This is a genomic window from Kordiimonas gwangyangensis DSM 19435 = JCM 12864 (assembly GCF_000375545.1).
In the GTDB taxonomy this organism is placed as follows: Bacteria; Pseudomonadota; Alphaproteobacteria; order Sphingomonadales; family Kordiimonadaceae; genus Kordiimonas; species Kordiimonas gwangyangensis.
Map to the genome: position 1 here is coordinate 350521 of NZ_AQXF01000005.1, position 19097 is coordinate 369617.

Below are 19097 nucleotides of genomic sequence, written 5' to 3' on the forward strand. Positions count from 1 at the left end.
CTTACTTTGCCAGCATTGGCAGGTTGAGGCCTTTTTCCCGCGCGCACTCCTGCGCGATCTCGTACCCCGCGTCGGCGTGGCGCATCACGCCCGTCGCCGGGTCGTTCCACAGCACACGGCCCACGCGTTTCGCGGCAGCTTCGGTGCCGTCACACAGGATCACAACGCCCGAGTGCTGGCTGTAGCCCATGCCAACGCCGCCACCGTGGTGCAGACTGACCCATGTGGCGCCTGATGCGGTATTGAGAAGCGCGTTCAGAAGCGGCCAGTCGGATACAGCGTCAGAGCCGTCTTTCATCGCTTCGGTTTCCCGGTTCGGGCTCGCGACCGAGCCACTATCAAGGTGGTCACGGCCAATCACGACCGGCGCCTTCAACTCCCCGTTTTTGACCATCTCGTTGAAGGCCAGGCCAAGGCGGTGTCGGTCGCCAAGCCCCACCCAGCAGATGCGCGCGGGCAGGCCCTGGAACTGGATACGCTCGCGCGCCATATCAAGCCAGTTATGCAGGTGCGGGTTATCGGGGATCAGTTCCTTCACCTTCTGGTCGGTCTTGTAGATATCCTCCGGGTCGCCCGAAAGCGCCGCCCAGCGGAACGGGCCGATGCCACGGCAGAAGAGCGGGCGGATATAAGCCGGCACAAAACCAGGGAAATCAAAGGCGTCCTTCACGCCCTCGTCAAAGGCGACCTGACGGATATTGTTGCCGTAATCGACCGTCGGCACGCCCATGCGGTGATAGTCAAGCATCGCCTGCACGTGCACCGCCATCGAGGGTTTGGAGACCGCGGCGACGGCTTTCGGGTCGGTCTCGCGCTTCGTGAACCATTCCTCCACCGTCCAGCCGATCGGCAGGTAGCCGTTCACCGGGTCGTGGGCGGAGGTCTGGTCCGTTAGCGCGTCGGGGCGGATGCCTTTTTTCACCATTTCCGGCAGGATTTCAGCGGCGTTACCCAGCACACCGACGGAGACAGCCTTACCTTGGCTGTGGGCGCGTTCGATGATCTCCAGCGCTTCCTCAACCGTGTCGGCGCGGGTATCGAGATAACCGGTCTTGAGCCGGTATTCGATTCGGCTTTCCTGACATTCGATCGCCATGCAGCTTGCGCCCGCCATGGTTGCCGCCAGCGGCTGCGCGCCGCCCATACCGCCGAGGCCCGCGGTCAAAATCCATTTACCCTTGAGGCTGCCGCCGAAGTGCTGGCGGCCCATCTCGACAAAGGTTTCATAGGTGCCCTGCACGATGCCCTGACTGCCGATATAAATCCATGAACCCGCGGTCATCTGGCCGTACATCATCAGCCCTTTTTTATCGAGCTCATTGAAGTGGTCCCAGTTCGCCCACGCAGGCACGAGGTTGGAGTTGGCGATCAGCACCCGCGGCGCATCCGTGTGCGTGCGGAAAACGCCGACCGGCTTGCCGGATTGCACCAGAAGGGTCTCATCCTCCTCCATACCCTTGAGTGTGGAGACGATGGTCTCATAACACTCCCAGTTCCGCGCAGCGCGGCCGATACCGCCGTAAACCACCAGTTCCTCAGGGTTTTCAGCCACCATGGGATCAAGGTTGTTCATCAGCATGCGCATCGGCGCTTCGGTTGCCCAGCTTTTGCACGTAAGCGTCGCACCATGCGGCGCGTGGATATCGGGGCGGTTTTTCATGGCATTCAGTCCCTTCTTGACGGGTGTTCTATGTGTTGTTTGAAGCGCCGACGGGCGAAAAGCGCGCCGTCAGTTCGTATCTGTCACCGGGGTAGAGGAGCCGCGCGTAGCTGGCGACCCGTTCCCCGGTCCAGGTGCGGCGGCCGATTTCAAGGCACGGGCTGCCGCGGTCAATCTCAAGGTATTTGACTTCCCGCGCCGACGCGCCCACCGCGCGCACCACATGCTCGGCACGCAGAAGCGGGGCGACCGCCAGTAGGTAATCGGTCGGTGTTTGTGCGGTGAAATCCTGCATGGTCAGCTCTGGCGCGATGCTCGGGTTCACCCAGCGTTCCTCCAGCTCCATCGGCGTGTTGTCGCCCTTGTGGAGCACAAGCAGGTAATAAGCCTCCGTGCCCTCGGCCCAGCCAAACTCGGCCGCGATGTCTTTCGGCAGCGCCCGCGCCTCAAGCGCCAGCACATCGGCGGACCAGACCTCACCGCGTGCGGCAAGCTCGTCGCGGATGCTCAGGATATCCGCCGCGTGCCCACGCATGCGGCGATCAGCGACAAAGCTGCCCATGCCCGCGCGGCGCAGAATATGGCCTTCTTCCGTCAACTCCCTGAGTGCGCGGTTTACCGTCATGCGGGAAACACCGAGGGCGCGCACCAACTCGTTCTCGCTCGGCAGCTTGTCACCGGCCACATAGGAACCAGCCTCAATGCCGTCCATAATATGGCGTTTGACCTGTTCGTAGCGTGGCAGCGGCAGGGTCATTCCACGCCCTCCATCTTCGCGGCGATGCGGCCGACAAGCTCGCCATACCGCGCAAACACCTCATCCTCTTTGGCGTGTTTGCCCGCCCTCACTACCCACTCGCCAGCGACCATCACGTCGCTCACCGGATTCGGTTGGCCCGCAAAGACAAAAGCGTCCACCACCTGCGCATAACTTGCGCCTGCAAAGGTGGGGCAGGTGCGGTCCAGCACGATGAGGTCAGCGCGTTTACCAACAGCGATTTCGCCGATGGGCTGGCCGAGCGCCTGCGCGCCCCCTTTTGCTGCCTGCGCCCACAGAAATTCGCCCGTATGGCCGCCGCCCTCGCCCGTCAGCACCGTGCGGGCTTGACGCGTGAGGCGCTGGCCGTACTCAAGCAGCCTGAGTTCCTCGCGCGGGTCGATGCTGATATGGCTGTCTGAGCCAATGCCGAAGCGCCCGCCCGCGGCCATGAATTCGGCGGCGGGAAAAATACCGTCACCGAGATTGGCTTCCGTCGCCGGGCACAGGCCCACAACCGCGCCGCGCTCAGCTATACCGCGCCATTCGGCCTCATTCACATGGGTTGCGTGGATGAGGCACCAGCGCGCGTCCACATTCTGGTTTGCCAGCAGCCACTCCACAGGGCGCTTTCCGGTGGACTTCACGCAGGCTTCCACCTCGCGCATCTGCTCCGCGATATGGATATGGATGGGGGCACTGTCATCAAGGCTGTCCATGGTCGCGATGGCAGGCGCAAACGCCTCTTCCGGCACCGCACGCAGGCTGTGGAAACAAAGGCCGAGTTTGTTGCGCCCCTTGAGGCGCGGCTTCAAAATCTTGAGCAGCCGGTCATACTCGCCGTCCGCATGCAGGAAAGGCGCCTGGCCCTTGCTCGCGGGCACACCGCCAAAATCCGCTGTCTGGTAAAGAACCGGCAGGTGCGTGAGCGCAATGCCCGTTTGTTCCGCTGCCGTAATGATGGCGTCTGACATGGCAAGCGCTTGGTCCACATGGCTGTTGTGCAGATAGTGAAACTCACCGACCGCGGAATAACCCGCCTTCAGCATCTCGATATACAGCGCGGATGCGATCACCTCCACCGCCTCGGGCGTCATGTGCGCCGCGAAATGATACATGGCGGTGCGCCAGCTCCAGAAGTCGGACTGTCCCGGCGTCCTGAATTCGGCTAGGCCCGCAAAGGCGCGCTGGAAGGCATGGCTATGTAGGTTGGGCATCGCGGGCAGCACGGTGGCGTGTGCCACAATACCCCTGGGCGGAATAACACCAGTTTCGACCTTGGTGACCAGGCCGTCAGCATCCACATGCAGGCAAATGTCCGACGCCCAATTAGCCCCGATCAGCCCATCTTTGAAATAATGTTTTTGCATGCCTGCCTCCAACTTGTATATACAGGTTTGTACAAGTGAGGCTTTCTGTCAAGCGGCAGATGTGATAAACCCGCCACCATGATGAGCCGGAAGGACGCCAAGCCCATGTATGACCTGATCATCCGCAATGTGAACATCGCCACTATGGTCGAGGGCCGCGCGCCTTATGGTGCGGTTTTGGGCGGGGTGATTGCCACATTGGATGGACGACTCGCGTACGTGGGGCCCGCGGATGGTTTCACCGGCGGCGACGCGCGGGAGGAGATTGACGCTGACGGCCACTGGGCCCTGCCCGGCTTTACCGACTGCCACACCCATATCGTTTATGGCGGCAACCGCGCACGCGAGTTTGAGGAACGCCTGAACGGCGTAAGTTATGAGGAAATCGCCAAGCGTGGTGGCGGCATCCTCTCGACCGTGACGGCCACGCGGGACGCGAGCGAGGATGAGCTTGCGGCGTCGGCCGCCAAACGCCTCGCGCGGCTCAAGATGGAAGGCGTCACGACTGTCGAGGTCAAATCCGGTTATGGCCTGACGCTTGACGATGAGCTGAAGATGCTACGCGCTGCAAGAAAGGCGGGCGAGATGGCGGATATGGACATCCACACCACCTTCCTTGGCGCCCACGCGCTACCGCCCGAATACAAGGGCAACCCGGACGGTTATATCGACCTTGTGTGTAATGAAATGATCCCGGCGGTCGCGCATGAGAAGCTGGCCGACTGTGTGGACGCCTTCTGTGAAGGTATCGCCTTTTCGCCCGAGCAAACAACACGGGTATTCGAGGCGGCGATCAAACACGGCTTGCGCGTGAAGCTGCATGCCGACCAACTATCGGACCTCTCTGGCGCTGCGCTGTCCGCCAAGTTTGGCGGCATGTCGGCCGACCATCTTGAACACACAAATGAAGCCGGCGCAAAAGCGATGGCCGAAGCTGGTACGGTCGCCGTGCTGCTGCCGGGTGCGTTTTATGTGCTGAAGGACACCAAAAAACCGCCCATTGATCTCTTTCGCAAACACGGCGTGACCATCGCGCTGGCGACCGACGCCAACCCGGGCTCAAGCCCCGTGCTTTCGCTCCAGCTGATGCTGCATATGGGCTGCACCTTTTTTGGCCTGACACCTGAGGAAGCGCTGCGCGCCATCACCATCGGCGGTGCGCGTGCGCTGAGGCTTGGTGACGACCGCGGCACTTTGGAAGCAGGTAAACGCGCCGATATCCTGCTGTTTGACATTACGGAACCCGCTGAGCTCGCCTATTATGTCGGCGGCGCCTTCCCGGTGCGGATTTTTACCGCAGGGTGCGACTAACCGCTTGGCGGGGCCAAAGGGCCGCACTATAACGGCTTCCATGGCTTACGATTCACTCAGAGATTTTATTGACCGGCTTGAGCGTGAGGGCCGCCTTGTTCGTGTAAGCGAGCAGGTGTCGACCGAGCTTGAGATTACGGAAATCCAGACCCGCGTGTTGCATGCTGGTGGCCCGGCGATCCTCTTTGAAAATGTGGTCAACGAGCGCGGCGAGAAGTCGGACATGCCGGTGCTGGTCAACCTGTTTGGCACCGTTGAACGTGTCGCCTGGGGCATGAACCGCGAGCCGCATGAGCTTCGGGAAGTGGGTGAAACCCTCGCCTTCCTGCGTCAGCCCGAGCCACCACGCGGTATCAAGGATGCGCTTGAACTGCTGCCGCTGGCCAAACAAGTGCTGTCGATGCGCCCGAAAAAGGTGAAGCATGGCCCGGTGCAGGAAGTGGTGCTGACGGGCGATGATATCGACCTCGATAAACTCCCGATCCAGACCTGCTGGCCGGGTGAGCCCGCGCCGCTGATCACCTGGCCGCTCGTGGTAACAAAAGGCCCATCGGACAAGGCTGAGGATAATTATAACCTCGGCATCTACCGCATGCAGAAGGTGTCGAAGAACCAGACGCTGATGCGCTGGCTCAAACACCGTGGCGGCGCGCAGCAATACCAGCGCTGGAAAGATGTGAAGCGCGAGCCGATACCGGCCGCTGTCGTCATCGGTGCGGATCCGGGCACCATCCTTGCCGCCGTCACACCGGTGCCGGATACCCTGAGCGAATATCAGTTCGCGGGCCTGTTGCGCGGCAAAAAAGTGCCGCTCGTGGACTGCAAGACCGTGCCGCTGCAGGTGCCCGCCACGGCAGAGATTGTGCTTGAAGGCCATGTAAGCCTTGAAGACTACCGCGATGAGGGGCCTTACGGCGACCATACCGGCTATTATAACAGCGTGGAAAAATTCCCGGTCTTCACCATCAGCGCGATCACCATGCGCGAGAAGCCGATTTACCTGTCCACCTACACCGGTCGCCCGCCAGACGAGCCCGCCATCCTTGGTGAGGCGCTCAACGAGGTGTTCATTCCCCTCCTGCAGCAGCAGTTCCCGGAGATCACCGATTTCTGGTTGCCGCCCGAGGGTTGCAGCTACCGCATTGCGGTTGTCAGCATGAAAAAGGCTTATGCCGGCCACGCCAAACGCGTGATGCAAGGCGTGTGGTCCTTCCTCCGGCAGTTTGTTTACACCAAATTTGTCATTGTGGTGGATGATGACATCAACGCGCGCGACTGGAAGGATGTGATGTGGGCGATCAGCACCCGCATGGACCCGGTGCGCGATATCGTGACCGTTGAGAACACGCCGATCGACTATCTCGACTTCGCCTCACCCGAAAGCGGCCTTGGCGGCAAGCTGGGCCTTGACGCCACCAACAAGGTGGGCAACGAGACCCACCGCGAATGGGGCCGTGAGATTTACATGGAAGAAAACGTGGTCTCGAAGGTGGATGCGCTGTGGGAAAGCCTTGGCATCCCCGGTGACGGCAAAGCGATCTGGAAATAGCGCAACTGCAAATCTGAGCATTTGAACACGGAATTAGCGAATTCTCTCCACGCTAAGTGCATAAGTGCACACAAGTTTTCCTTTTCCCGTGTAATATATTTTCAATTTTCCGAAAATTGTTGCGCAAAACGTCATGGTAACGAAATAATAACCCTGTCCGGTGCTAAATAAAGGATCAGGGCGCTCCAGCAGATGGGTACTGCTTGTGTGCTCGCGTAAGGGGGCAACTGTGACGGACGTGGTGCAGAGTGGGTTTAAATATAAAGCGTTCATAAGCTACAGCCACAAGGATGATGCCTGGGCTGCGTGGCTTTTGAAGTCGCTTGAGCGTTACCGCTTGCCCAACCACATTCGTGCCAAACACCCGCTGGGGCCCTTGCCCAAGCGTCTCGGCCACTTTTTCCGCGACCGCGAAGACCTGCCCGCCACCGGGCACATGACCGACCGCATCTTTGAAGCACTTGCGGACAGTGAGTTTCTCATTGTTATCTGCTCCCCCGATGCCACGCGCTCCAAGCTCGTCAACCGTGAGATTGCCGAGTTCAAACGCGTCCGCAATGAAGGCAATATCCTCTGTGTGATCGTGGGCGGCACCCCGTTTGCTGATAACCCGAGCGAGGAATGTTTCCCGGACGCGCTCCGTCTCCAGTTCACCGGCGACGGTGTCTTTGCCAAAGTATCGGCCGAAAACCTGGCGGCCGACGCACGCGAGGAAGGCGACGGCAAACGCTACGCGGTGCTGAAGCTGGTTGCAGGTATGCTGCGGATTGGCCTCAATGACCTTGTGCGGCGCGAAAACCAGTTCCGGCATCGGCGCATTGCCACACTTGCTGTTGCGGCCTCCGTCGGCATGGCTTGCATGGGCGCGCTCGCTTTGGACGCACACACCGCGCGCAAGCGTGCGGAAGTTGCGCAACAGCTCGCCGAAACCAAGAGCCGAGAGGCGCAGCGCTCCGCGGCACAACTGGAAGAGCTGACTGTATTTGTGATGTCGTCGGTATACGACGAACTGATCACCGCAGGCAGCGTTTCCGTGCTTGAAAGCATGTCGGAAAAGATCGTGCGCCAGTTGGACCGCGTGGGGCTCGAGAACATGAGCCTGTCGCAAACCGGACAGCTGATCGCAGCATACCTTCGCCTCGGGCAAGCCCTTGAGCGGCAGGGCGAGAGCACCCGCGCCCGCGAATATTTCGACACCGCGCAAAACTGGGCGTGGGACCTGTTCAAACGTTTCCCGAACGATTCTACCGCAATCTCGCGCCTGCAGACGTCCCTTTTCTTCACCGGCTACCTGAGCCGCCGCCAAGGCGACTATGCCGCAGCAGAGAAGGACTTCCTTGAACGACTGCGCTTGACCCGCATCGCCCTAGAGACCAACCCCACCTCGCAGGACCAGAACGCCCCTGCCCCTGTTGGTCACTGGGAAGAAGAGGTCGCCGATTCCGAGGCGCACCTCTGTGACCTTCAGTATGTGCCGCTTGGCAAGCCGTTTGAGGCGCTGGAGCGTTGCCGCACCAGCGTCGCCCTGCGCCGCCTTGTCGTCGAGATGAAACCGGACGAGGAAGAACACTGGGTCAATCTGGCCAGCAGCTATTATTTCCTCGCAAACTGTTATCTGGCGCTTGGCCGCAATATCGAAGCCAAGGAAGCTCTGCTGAGCCGGCACACGATATACATTAGCCTGTTGCGCAAAGAGCCGCGGAACTACCGCATTTTGCGCCGGTCAGCCATGAACCAGCAGGTTTTGGCTTCCATTGAACAGAGGCAAGGCAACACAGACAAGGCATTGCAACTGCTGGCATCGGCGCGCGAAACCTTTGACGGACTGACCGCGCAGGACCCCTCTAACATCATGTGGCTCGCGGATTCCGCTGACGTCTACCGCGACAGCGCTGAAATCCTTCTGGGCGCGGGCGACCTGTTTGGCGCGGGCGACATGCTTGCGGTCGCAGACGAACAGATCATGCAGGCCCTGTCGACCGACATGAGCCGCACAAGCCGCCGCCTGAGTGCGCACAAGACACGTCTGCTGAAGGCAGAGCTCGCGATCGCAAAATCGGAAAATGCGCTGGCCACCACTTACATGCGAGAAGCCGCTGCGCACTTCGAAGGTGAAGACCCCGGATACCTCCTCGTGCCCGGCGCACTTGAGTTTGCCAGCAAGCTTTATGTGCTCAAAGGCGACCTTCTGGCCCGGTCTGGCAGCAATGACGCTGCGACCGAGGCCTGGCAACATGTAGTGGACATGTTTGAAGCAAGCTCGATCACCCGCACACCGGCCCTACGCCTCGTGGTGGCGGATGCTTACCGCAAACTCGGCCATCTTGAGCGCGCGGAAGCTGTCATCAGCAACAAGGGCGTCGGTCGCTAGTTCAGCGCCCACCGCCCTAGCTCCCGAGAATGTCATGCCCTGAGTGTGCGGAAGCTGTGCTAGGACTGTGCAAACGTTCAGTGTTCCGAGTGAATTGCCTCATCAAGGGAAGCCATCATGCAACACACGCCAATCAAACCGTCACAGGAAATCCTCGACCTCTATGACAAATATGCCCATGGGCTGATGTCACGCCGCACGTTTTTTGAACGCCTGAGCGCCTATGCCGTTGGCGGCCTGACGGTCGCGGCGCTCGCTGAAAGCGTGCTGCCCAATTACGCACTCGCTGAACAAGTGAAGGCGGATGATGAACGCATCATGGCGGAAGATGTACCCTACCAGTCGCCCAAGGGCGCCGGTGACATGATGGGCTATCTTGTGATGCCAAAAGACGCTTCAGCCGCGCACAAGAAGCCGGGCGTTGTGGTGATCCATGAAAACCGCGGCCTCAACCCCTATATCCGCGATGTGGCCCGTCGGGTTGCCGTTGCAGGTTATATCGCTTTCGCGCCAGATGCGCTTTACCCCCTTGGTGGTTATCCGGGCAATGACGATGATGGCCGCACCATGCAGCGCCAGCGCGATACCGGTGAAATGGTGGAAGATTTCGCCGCCGCCGTCACTTTCCTGCAAAACCATGAAGCCTCCACCGGCAATGTGGGCTGTGTGGGCTTCTGTTTTGGCGGCAGTGTCTCGAACCGGCTGGCGGCTAAAATCCCGAGCCTCAAGGCATCAGTACCTTTTTACGGTGGCGGCGTCCCTGCAGAGGATGTGCCCGCCATTCAGGCTCCGCTTCTTATCCACCTTGGCGAATTGGACGAACGCGTGAACGCGGGCTGGCCCGCCTATGAAGAAGCGCTCAAGGCCAACGGAAAGGACTATGAGATGCACATGTATGAAGGCGCGAACCATGGCTTCCATAACGACACCACTCCGCGTTATGACGCCCATGCGGCTGAACTTGCCTGGGCCCGCACCCTCGCCTTTTTCGAGAAACACCTGAGCTAACCCCTGAGCTCAGGGAAGTAGCCGTTGAACCTGCGCGCCAGTTGTGGCTTATTGGCGCGCACGGTTTTTCTCAAGTAGTCTTCAGGATTTTCTATGGCTGACAGCACCCTCGACCTTCTTTCCGACCTTGTCTCAAAAGCGATCAAGGCTGGCGCCGATGCGGCGGACGCTGTGGCGGTTGACGCCCGCTCCCGCGGCGTATCATGGCACGAAGGCAAGCTTGAAGATGTTGAAGGCTCGGAAGGTGAGGATATTGGCCTGCGCGTCATGATAGGCCACAAGCAGGCCAGCGTGTCGACAAGCGACCGCCGGGAAGCCAGCCTGAAGGCGCTGGTGGAACGCACCATCGCGATGGCCAAAGCAGTACCGGATGATGACTACTGCGGCCTCGCGCCAGAAGACCGACTGCACAAGGGCGCCTTTGCCAAGCTCGACCTATATGACAGCACCGACGTAAGCGCCGAAGAACTGGCCGACCTCGCCCGCGCGGCGGAGGACGCTACACGCGCGGTCAAGGGCGTGACCAAATCATCGGGCGCGGGCGCAAGTGCCTCCAGCTGGGCGATCACACTGGCCACCAGCCATGGTTTTGCCGGTCACTATCAGGGCAGCAGCTTCTCCATCTCTTCATCCGCCATCGCGGGTGAAGGCACCGGGATGGAGCGGGACTATGAATTCACTTCCGCCCGCCACTTCAAGGACCTGATGAGCCCCGAGTGGGTGGGCAGGGAGGCGGGCGAACGCGCGGTCAAGCGCCTGTCGCCAACACGCATGCCATCTGGCAAGTTGCCGGTGGTGTTTGCGCCACGTGTTGCCAACTCCATGCTGGGCCACTTCTCGGGCGCGATCAACGGTTCAAGCGTCGCGCGCGGGTCCAGCTTCCTCAAGGACAAGATGGGTGAGGCGATTTTTGCGCCCGGCGTTACCATCACCGATGACCCGCTGCGCGTTCGCGGCCTGCAGAGCAAGATGTTCGACGGCGAAGGTGTTGCTGTCAGCAAACAGCATCTGGTTGAAGACGGCGTGCTCAAAACGTGGCTTTTGAATGCCGCCACCGCCAAGCAACTGGGGCTCGAGGTTACCGGGCACGCGAGCCGCGGCACATCCTCCCCGCCCGGCATCTCGACAAGCAACCTGTATTTTGAGCCCGGCACCATGAGCCCGGAAGAACTGATGGCAGACATCAAAGACGGCGTGTATGTGACCGAGCTCATCGGCATGGGTGTGAACGGCGTCACGGGCGACTATAGCCGGGGAGCCGCAGGCTTCCGCATCAAGGACGGCAGGCTTGACGGCGCGGTCAGTGAAATTACGATCGCAAGCAACCTTAAGGAAATGTTCAGGCATCTTGTGCCAGCATCAGACCTTGAGTTCCGGTATGGCACTAATTCACCAACCATCCGGATTGACGGTATGATGATTGCGGGGGCCTGAGAGCCGCCGCACCGTCTTGAGCCACACACCAGAGGCAGTAGTGACAAGTAGCGCCGACCCTTTTGACGAAACCACGTGCCCGTGGAACCTAGCGGATGATGCCCGCCTTGTGCGCCGTGTCACCGAGGAAGCCGGGCGCATTGCGCTTTCCTATTTCGCCCGCGATATCCACCAGTGGGACAAATCGCCCAACAATCCCGTATCGGAAGCCGATATGGCGGTTGACGAATTTCTGCGCACGACCTTGATGCAAAACCGCACTGGTTACGGCTGGCTGTCGGAAGAAACCGAGGACCATTCCGACCGGCTGCGCTGTGGCCGACTCTGGATCGTGGACCCCATTGACGGGACCCGCGCGTTCCTTGGTGGCGGTGACGACTGGGGTATTTCCGTGGCGCTCGTGCAAGACCGTAAACCCATCATCGCGGCCTTCTACGCACCGGTGAAAAATGCCTTCTATTTCGCCGAAGCCGGGCGCGGCGCCACCAAAAACGGCCTCAACATCCGGGTATCCGAACAGACTGATCTCACTGCTGCCCGCATGATGGGGGACCCTTGCGCCTTCAAATCCAAGAAGCTCTGGCCAACACCATGGCCCGATACCATGCACACCGAACAGGCAAACTCCATCGCGCTGCGCATTTGCCAGATCGCGGATGGGCAATTTGACTGCTGCGTGACCCTCAGGCCAAAGAATGACTGGGACGTGGCGGCGGCAGACCTGATCATCGCGGAAGCAGGCGGGCACCTGAGCACAGGCACGGGACGCGCCCTGATGTTCAACCGAAAAAAACCACTGCATGACCATATCGTTGCGAGTTGCCCGGCACTTGTGCCGTCCATTATGGAGAGGGTGGAACCGGCGCTCGCGGAGTGGTGTCACGTGGCGGCTTAAGGCTTCATAGCCTTTTGCGCTCCGGGCATAGCTTAAATTTGCAGCACTATTTGCAGTAGTGTAGCAAATATGAAATATCAGAGTAACAGCACGATCCTGCGGGGGCAGAAAGGGTTAGCGCTATATGCATTCAGGCGGTTCTCAGCGGCTATGGCTTCGCCTGCTCGCCCTCTGTTTTTGTTGTTTCCTGGCTTCTACCGTCTCCTTTGCCGCACGCCTCAGTGACGAAGGTCGCGCGGGCGCCATGGCGCTTCTCCCTAAAATTCTGATGGAACAAAGGCTTGATGCCTACCTTGAGCTTGATAGCCTGCGCGCGCAATTGGCGGCAGCGAAATCGGACAGCACCAAGGCACGCCTGCTGAAAAGCCTGATTTTCTATCATATCGACACCGGCCTCAGAGACGGGCTCGATGCAGTCTCCGCTCAAGCCATAGCACTTGCCGAGCGTAATGGAGATACCGAACTCGCGATATACGGCCTTCTTGGTCAGGCTGAACTTCTGTCACTGAACGGTGAGATCAAGGGCGCCGAGAAGCTCGTGCTCCAGGCAGGTGAGCTCGCGAAGGTTAGCGGCGACCCGCTCAATATTTTCCTGACAGATTCTGCCATGGCCGTCCTTGGCCCGGACCTTGGTGATATGCTTCAAGGCCTCCTCAGCATGACCTTGGCAACATCCGAATTGCCGAACACCGCCCGCGGCCAGCGCATGCGCATGCTGGCGCATCTCACCCTCGCCTATATCTATATCAGCGTTGAGGAAGTGGATGAGATGGTGGCCAACTACACACGCGCACTCGAGATCGCGAGCGCGGCCCACATCCCGCTCGACCGCGAAACCATCCTTTTCAACCTCGCAAGCACTTTAAGCGATGTGGGTGAAAAGGACCTCGCACGGGACTATTACAAGGGCCTTGATATCATCATCGAGCAAAACGGCCACACAGAGGGTCGCTACTATGCGCTCTATGGTCTTGCATGGCTTGCCTATGACGAAGAAAACTATCAGGAGACCGTGCGCCTCGCGAAGGAAGCGATTGACGATTTTGACGGTGATCCGGGCTTCGATATCGAATTTTATGACCTGATGGCTGCGGGTCATGCGCGGCTTGGTAACGTTGATGAGGCACACAAGAACCGCAAAATCGTGATGGACATGTATGAGGCCTACCCGGACCTTAATTACGAGGGCACGGACGCCAATGACCAGTTGACGGAAGCCTATATTCTTGCAGCGGAAGGCAAACACGAAAAGGCATTTGAGGTTCTGAACAAAGCGCGTCGCGGCCTCCTGAACGCGCAGTTCGCCGACTTCCAGAACAGCGTCACCGACATGCGCTCCAGCATCGTTACGATGATCGAAAAACAGAAGGCAGAAAACGCACTACTGGATGCGGAGAACGCCTATAGCCGCCTCTTGATTGCACTTGTGTTCATCATCGCCGCCGGCACGACCGTGCTTCTCGTTTTGCAGCGTAGGCACAACCGCGCCATGGCCGAAGCGAAACACCATGCCGAAATGGCGAACAAGAGCAAGTCCGAGTTCCTCGCGAACATGAGCCACGAACTGCGCACGCCACTCAATGCTATCCTCGGTTTCTCGGAAATGATGCAGCACAAGGTATATGGCGAGGTGGGCGCCAAACAATATGTTGATTATGTCGACCATATTCACGAGAGCGGCAAGCTGCTCCTCGATATCATCAACGACATTCTTGACCTGTCCAAGGTCGAATCCGGCCGCCTGATTGTGCGTGAGGAAGAGGTTTCTGTGCCGACCCTCTTTGACGATGTTGTGCGCCTCACCTCCCCGCGCGCAAGCAAGAAGCGCATCACTGTTCAGACCTCGCTCCCACCACGGCTACCGCACCTCCGCGCCGACAATCGTCTATGCAAACAGATCCTTCTCAATGTGGTTGGCAATGCGGTTAAATTCACTGATGAGGGCGGTAAAATCACCCTCGGGGCCTACCGCATGGATGACGGCGCCTTGATGGTGGAGGTCGAAGACAATGGCATCGGCATGAACCCTGATGAGCTCGAGATCGCGCTCACACCCTTTGGACAAGCGGGCAGCACGGCCACCCGCAGCCACGAAGGCACAGGCCTTGGCTTGCCCCTTGTTGAAAGCTTGATGAAGCTTCATGGCGGCACCTTGGCGCTGCGCTCCGTCAAGGGTGCGGGGACTGTCGTGATCCTGAAATTCCCGGCTGCGCGTGTGCTTTCTGAGGCAGCGCAACCGGAAAACTCAGCTTAGAAGTAGAACTTCACTCCACCGATCACCGCGCCTTTGCCAAGGCCACCGTCGAGTGAACTGTTTTCATACATCACGCTCAACTCAAAGCTTTCAATGAAAGCTGAAAGGCCAATGCCGTAGTCCCAAAGGTTGCGGCGATCTTCGCGCATGTCATAGCCAAGGCGAGAGATGATCGTCAGCTCCGGCATGTTGGGCACAGGTACCTCTAGATCAGTGAACAGATAGAGGCTGTTGCTGTCCGGCGTGCTCCAGCGGCCATCAGGCGAATAGGTGACACCGGTGCGGATATAGGCAAGGCCGAAGTCGCGGGAGATGGTGCCCGTAATCTCAGGATAGAAGCTGCTGCCACTGCCGTGGATGCTGTCCAGCTCGACTGAAAAGTCATAGCTGAAACCGCCTGTTTCAAAATTGTAACCAGCAAAAATATTGGCCTGCGCATCGCCGCCAGCGCTGTCGCTGATGGCGGCTAAACCACCGCCCACATAAAAGCCGCTGTCATGGTATAGCCCGACCGAGCCGCGCACCGTTGGGTCACGGTCAGACAGTGAGAGGCCGCGGTCGCGGTAGTCGGTTGTCACACCAACATAACCGTCAATGCTGTAGGGCTTTTCATCTTGCGCAAAGGCCGGTGCTGCGAAGCAAGCTGCTGCCATCAAACCCGAAAAAATAGTCTTCATCTGCAAATCCTAAAACGGCCCTTTCATGGGCTCTGGTTCAATCAGCAGGATCGGGTCCAGCCGAACATTTCCCCAATTCACGCGCCAGTCGACATGCGGGCCGCTCGCGCGCCCGGTTTTGCCGATGGTGCCAATCTGTTCACCTTGTTTTACCGACTGCCCCTTTTCCACATCCACACTGTTCATGTGAAAAAGGGTCGATGTCACGCCAAAACCGTGGTCGATAATAACGATACCACCTTCAAGCAGGAAATCCGGCACCGCAAGGCGTACGATGCCGCCAGCAGGCGCTACAATGGGCCTGCCGATGGGCCCTGCGATATCAAGGCCGTAATGCGGGCTTCTGGGCACGCCGTTCAGAATGCGCTGGCTACCGTAGAAGCCGGAGAACCGCCCTTCGGCCGGGCGCACAAACCCTGCCAGCCAATCAAGCTGGTCGGTCGCCACGCTGCGGGCCTCTCGCACCATGCCCGTCTCCTTCACGCGCCGTTCGTGCCACTCCGGCGGCGGCGTCACGGTTTTGGGCGGCAGGCCGTCGACCTGCTCAACATCAAAGTGGCGCTTCTTGACCTCGATCACCTGTTCTTCAGCGGTGCCATCCGCGTGCAAGAGCGCGAGCTTGGCTTCGGGGCCTGCGTCGCGGCCGAAGCCGATGACAAAATTGCCTTCCAGACCAACTTTGACCGGCTCACCGTCCAGTGAAACCTTGGTCCCCGCTGCTACCTTGCCCCATAGCATGCCACCCTGTGACGCCGTGCCGGAAAGGTCCACCGCTTGCGCTAAATTGGTGGATGCCACGGCCATTAAGGTGGCGACGATAAAATTGCTCAGTTTTGCGTATTTCATGACACTCCTGATCGCGCACAAGGGCGGCAAAATTGCGGCGGCACTCACACGTATCACAGCAAACTCCCCTGCCTGTCGTCACCCGTCTTTGGCGCAGGTGCTGGCTTTGCTTTTGCTGGCGCTTTCTTCGGCGGCACGGGTGGTGGCGTCTCGCCCTCACCCAGCACTTGCATATCGCTGACACCGTCCGCGAAACGTACCTTGACCTGGTCGCCTGTCCCAAGCTGGCGCACTTTGGTGACTGGTGTGCCGCTGGCGTCTTCAACAAGCGCATACCCGCGGTCAAGCACACGTTCGTACGAGAGGCTCTCCAGCATGCGGCCAGATGCTTCAAGCCGTTTGCCGAGGTCCTCAAGGCGGCGCGCGTACGCTGGGTCAAGCCGCCGCGCGCTTGAGCTAAGCTGTTCGCCCCGGTATACCGCAAGTCGCCTCAGCTGCCCCGCACTCAGGCCGCCCACCAACCGGTTCAGTTGCGCGGATTTGATATTGGCCACAGCCATCAGCCCGCGCGGCAGGCGTTCAGACAGGTCATCCCAGCGCTGCTGGGCGAGGCCCAGGATATCCCGTGGGCTCGGCAAGCCGCGTGCAAGGCCACGCACGCGTTCCGCCCGGTCGCGGATCATATTGGCCTTAAGGCCCGCCAGCCTGCGGCCAAGATCCGCGATATAGACCCGCAGTTCCTCACGCACCGGCACGGCCTTTTCCGCCGCACCCGTTGGGGTGGGCGCGCGCAGGTCGGAGGCATAATCGATCAGCGTGGTGTCGGTCTCGTGCCCAACGGCGGAGATAAGCGGGATATCGCTCTCGGCTGCAGCGCGCACCACAATTTCCTCGTTGAAGGACCACAGGTCCTCGATGGAGCCACCACCACGCGCCACAATCAGCACGTCCGGGCGCGGGATGCTGCCGCTGCCGTCAATGGCGTTGAAGCCCTTGATCGCTGCCGCCACTTGCGCCGCAGCACCCTCGCCCTGCACCAGCACGGGCCACACCAGCACGTGGCGCGGGAAACGGTCATTCAGGCGGTGCAGGATATCACGAATCACAGCGCCAGTGGGTGATGTCACCACGCCAATCACCTTGGGCAGGAACGGAATTTCCCGTTTGCGCGCGGGGTCAAACAACCCCTCGGCGGCCAGCTTTTTCTTGCGCTCCTCCAGCAGCGCCATCAGGGCACCGGCGCCTGCCGGTTCCATATGGTCCACCACCATCTGGTACTTCGACCGCGCCGGGTATGTGGTCAGCTTGCCGGTGCAGATAACCTCAAGCCCATCCTCGGGCACAAAGCCAAGGCGCTGGGCGCTGCCGCGCCAGCACACACCGTCCAGCACCGCACTGTCGTCCTTCAGTGCGAAATAGATATGGCCAGATGATGCACGCTTGACGCCCGAAAGCTCGGCACGCACCCGCACGTGGCCAAACCGGTCCTCGACCGAGCGTTTGAGCGCGCCTGAAAGCTCCGACACCGTGAATTCATAGGCATTGCTGCCTTGCGTCGCCTCGCTTTCGGGCAATTCGGGCCAACCGTCTGACATATTCTCTCCCACCACGGGCATATCGCCCGCACTTCTTCCTTGAGTGACAGGGAACCTATGATACAAGGGGGCAGCCTTCAAGCAACCCACCACGTGACAGGTGAAAAATATGAACATTCTCGTCCTCGGCTCCGGTGGCCGTGAACACGCCCTTTCATGGAAAATTGCGCAAAGCCCGCTGGTTGACATGCTGTATTGCGCGCCCGGAAACGGCGGAATCGGGGACGTAGCCTCGTGTGTGGACCTGGATGCGAGCGATCATGCGGCGGTTATCCACTTCTGCCGCGAGATGGAAATCGACTTTGTGGTCGTCGGCCCCGAAGCACCGCTGGTTGCAGGCCTTGTGGACGACCTGACCCGCGAAGGCATCCTCGCATTCGGCCCCACGAAAGGCGGCGCACAGCTTGAGGGTTCCAAAGGTTTCACCAAGGATGTTTGCGCGAAATACGGCATCCCCACCGCCGCCTATGGCCGCTTTGATAGTGCCGAGGCCGCGAAAGCTTATGCGACCGAACAAGGCGCCCCGATTGTAGTGAAGGCGGACGGCCTTGCTGCAGGTAAAGGTGTGATCATCGCGCAAACGGTCGCGGAAGCGCATGAGGCGATTGATGAGATGTTCGGCGGTAGCTTCGGCGCGGCCGGCGCGGAAGTTGTGATTGAGGAATTCATGACCGGCGAGGAAGCCAGCTTCTTCGCGCTTTCTGACGGTGTGAACACGCTGGCGCTCGCGACCGCGCAGGACCACAAGGCGGTTGGCGAAGGCGACACCGGCCCCAATACCGGCGGCATGGGCGCCTATTCGCCCGCCCCTGTGATGACCGATGAGCTTTGTGAGCGTGTGACGCGCGAGATTATTGAGCCCACAGTGAAAGCCATGGCTGACATGGGCCACCCCTATAAGGGTGTGTTCTTCGCGGGCCTGATGATCACGTCCGAAGGCCCCAAGCTGATTGAATATAACTGCCGCTTCGGTGACCCTGAGTGTCAGGTTCTCATGACCCGCATGACATCAGACATCGTACCGCTTCTGATGGCCGCAGCGAAGGGTGAGCTTGCCGGCAAGACCGCAGAATGGTCGGACGATGCGGCGCTCACAGTTGTGATGGCCGCGAAGGGCTACCCGGGGTCCTATGAAAAAGGCACGGAAATCCGCGATCTTGCGGCGGCTGAGGCCGAAGCTGGCGCCCATGTCTTCCATGCAGGCACCAAACGTGAGGACGACAAGCTGCTCGCGACCGGTGGCCGCGTGCTGAACGTAACCGCGACCGGGAAATCTGTTACGGAAGCGCAACAACGTGCTTACGCCGCGGTTGACGCCATCAGCTGGCCCGGTGGTTTTTGCCGCCGCGACATTGGCTGGCGCGCTGTGGCACGCGAAAAGAACAGCTAAATATCCCACCCGCACACTGTGCAGGATTTGTGCGGAAAAT

The 19097-nt window shown here is 59.9% G+C and carries 14 protein-coding genes; 8 read left to right on the forward strand and 6 right to left on the reverse strand.

Annotated features, from left to right (window positions below):
• Position 1: 1 nt before the first annotated feature.
• From hutU to B150_RS0115680, 3 genes are read right to left on the reverse strand one after another with little or no spacing between them, the layout of a single operon-like run.
• The gene (hutU, locus tag B150_RS0115670) at positions 2-1660 is read right to left on the reverse strand and encodes a urocanate hydratase (RefSeq protein ID WP_020400892.1); all 1659 of its coding nucleotides are present in this window, start codon (positions 1658-1660) and stop codon (positions 2-4) included.
• Between the two features lie 28 nt (positions 1661-1688).
• Complete coding sequence (hutC, locus tag B150_RS21445) at positions 1689-2417, reverse strand: histidine utilization transcriptional repressor HutC (RefSeq protein ID WP_020400893.1); 729 nt, start codon at positions 2415-2417, stop codon at positions 1689-1691.
• The gene (locus B150_RS0115680) at positions 2414-3787 is read right to left on the reverse strand and encodes a formimidoylglutamate deiminase (RefSeq protein WP_020400894.1); all 1374 of its coding nucleotides are present in this window, start codon (positions 3785-3787) and stop codon (positions 2414-2416) included. The genes hutC and B150_RS0115680 overlap by 4 nt, the downstream gene beginning before the upstream one ends.
• Positions 3788-3865: 78 nt before the next feature.
• Here B150_RS0115680 and hutI point away from each other — a divergent pair, with 78 nt between their 5' ends.
• The 7 genes from hutI to B150_RS22620 all read left to right on the forward strand — a co-directional run bounded on the left by hutI (position 3866) and on the right by B150_RS22620 (position 14609).
• Positions 3866-5098: an imidazolonepropionase gene (gene hutI / locus B150_RS21450; protein ID WP_202899257.1), complete on the forward strand. Its 1233-nt coding sequence runs from the start codon at positions 3866-3868 to the stop codon at positions 5096-5098.
• Positions 5099-5138: 40 nt separating this feature from the next.
• Positions 5139-6647, forward strand: a complete 1509-nt coding sequence (locus tag B150_RS0115690) for a UbiD family decarboxylase (RefSeq protein WP_020400896.1) — start codon at positions 5139-5141, stop codon at positions 6645-6647.
• A 229-nt stretch (positions 6648-6876) separates the two neighbouring features.
• Positions 6877-9018 (forward strand): toll/interleukin-1 receptor domain-containing protein, encoded by a 2142-nt coding sequence (locus B150_RS22615; RefSeq protein ID WP_020400897.1) that lies wholly within the window; start codon positions 6877-6879, stop codon positions 9016-9018.
• Between the two features lie 117 nt (positions 9019-9135).
• The gene (locus tag B150_RS0115700) at positions 9136-10026 is read left to right on the forward strand and encodes a dienelactone hydrolase family protein (protein WP_020400898.1); all 891 of its coding nucleotides are present in this window, start codon (positions 9136-9138) and stop codon (positions 10024-10026) included.
• 93 nt (positions 10027-10119) lie between these two features.
• Entirely contained in the window at positions 10120-11460 is a 1341-nt protein-coding gene (locus tag B150_RS0115705; RefSeq protein ID WP_020400899.1) for a TldD/PmbA family protein, read from the forward strand.
• Positions 11461-11500: 40 nt separating this feature from the next.
• Positions 11501-12355 (forward strand): 3'(2'),5'-bisphosphate nucleotidase CysQ, encoded by an 855-nt coding sequence (locus B150_RS21460; protein WP_020400900.1) that lies wholly within the window; start codon positions 11501-11503, stop codon positions 12353-12355.
• A 244-nt stretch (positions 12356-12599) separates the two neighbouring features.
• The gene (locus B150_RS22620) at positions 12600-14609 is read left to right on the forward strand and encodes an ATP-binding protein (RefSeq protein ID WP_162139715.1); all 2010 of its coding nucleotides are present in this window, start codon (positions 12600-12602) and stop codon (positions 14607-14609) included.
• On the opposite strand, the gene B150_RS22625 is transcribed toward B150_RS22620, so the two are convergent.
• The 3 genes from B150_RS22625 to xseA are packed head-to-tail and all read right to left on the reverse strand — an operon-like array spanning position 14606 to position 17667.
• The gene (locus tag B150_RS22625) at positions 14606-15286 is read right to left on the reverse strand and encodes a TorF family putative porin (RefSeq protein WP_020400902.1); all 681 of its coding nucleotides are present in this window, start codon (positions 15284-15286) and stop codon (positions 14606-14608) included. The two genes, B150_RS22620 and B150_RS22625, sit on opposite strands and share 4 nt — an antisense overlap.
• A 9-nt stretch (positions 15287-15295) precedes the next feature.
• Positions 15296-16132, reverse strand: a complete 837-nt coding sequence (locus B150_RS0115725) for a M23 family metallopeptidase (protein ID WP_020400903.1) — start codon at positions 16130-16132, stop codon at positions 15296-15298.
• 53 nt (positions 16133-16185) lie between these two features.
• Complete coding sequence (xseA, locus tag B150_RS0115730; RefSeq protein ID WP_155860096.1) at positions 16186-17667, reverse strand: exodeoxyribonuclease VII large subunit; 1482 nt, start codon at positions 17665-17667, stop codon at positions 16186-16188.
• A gap of 109 nt (positions 17668-17776) precedes the next feature.
• On the opposite strand from xseA, the gene purD reads away from it, so the two are divergent.
• Complete coding sequence (gene purD / locus B150_RS0115735) at positions 17777-19057, forward strand: phosphoribosylamine--glycine ligase (RefSeq protein WP_025895752.1); 1281 nt, start codon at positions 17777-17779, stop codon at positions 19055-19057.
• The last annotated feature ends 40 nt before the right edge of the window (positions 19058-19097 follow it).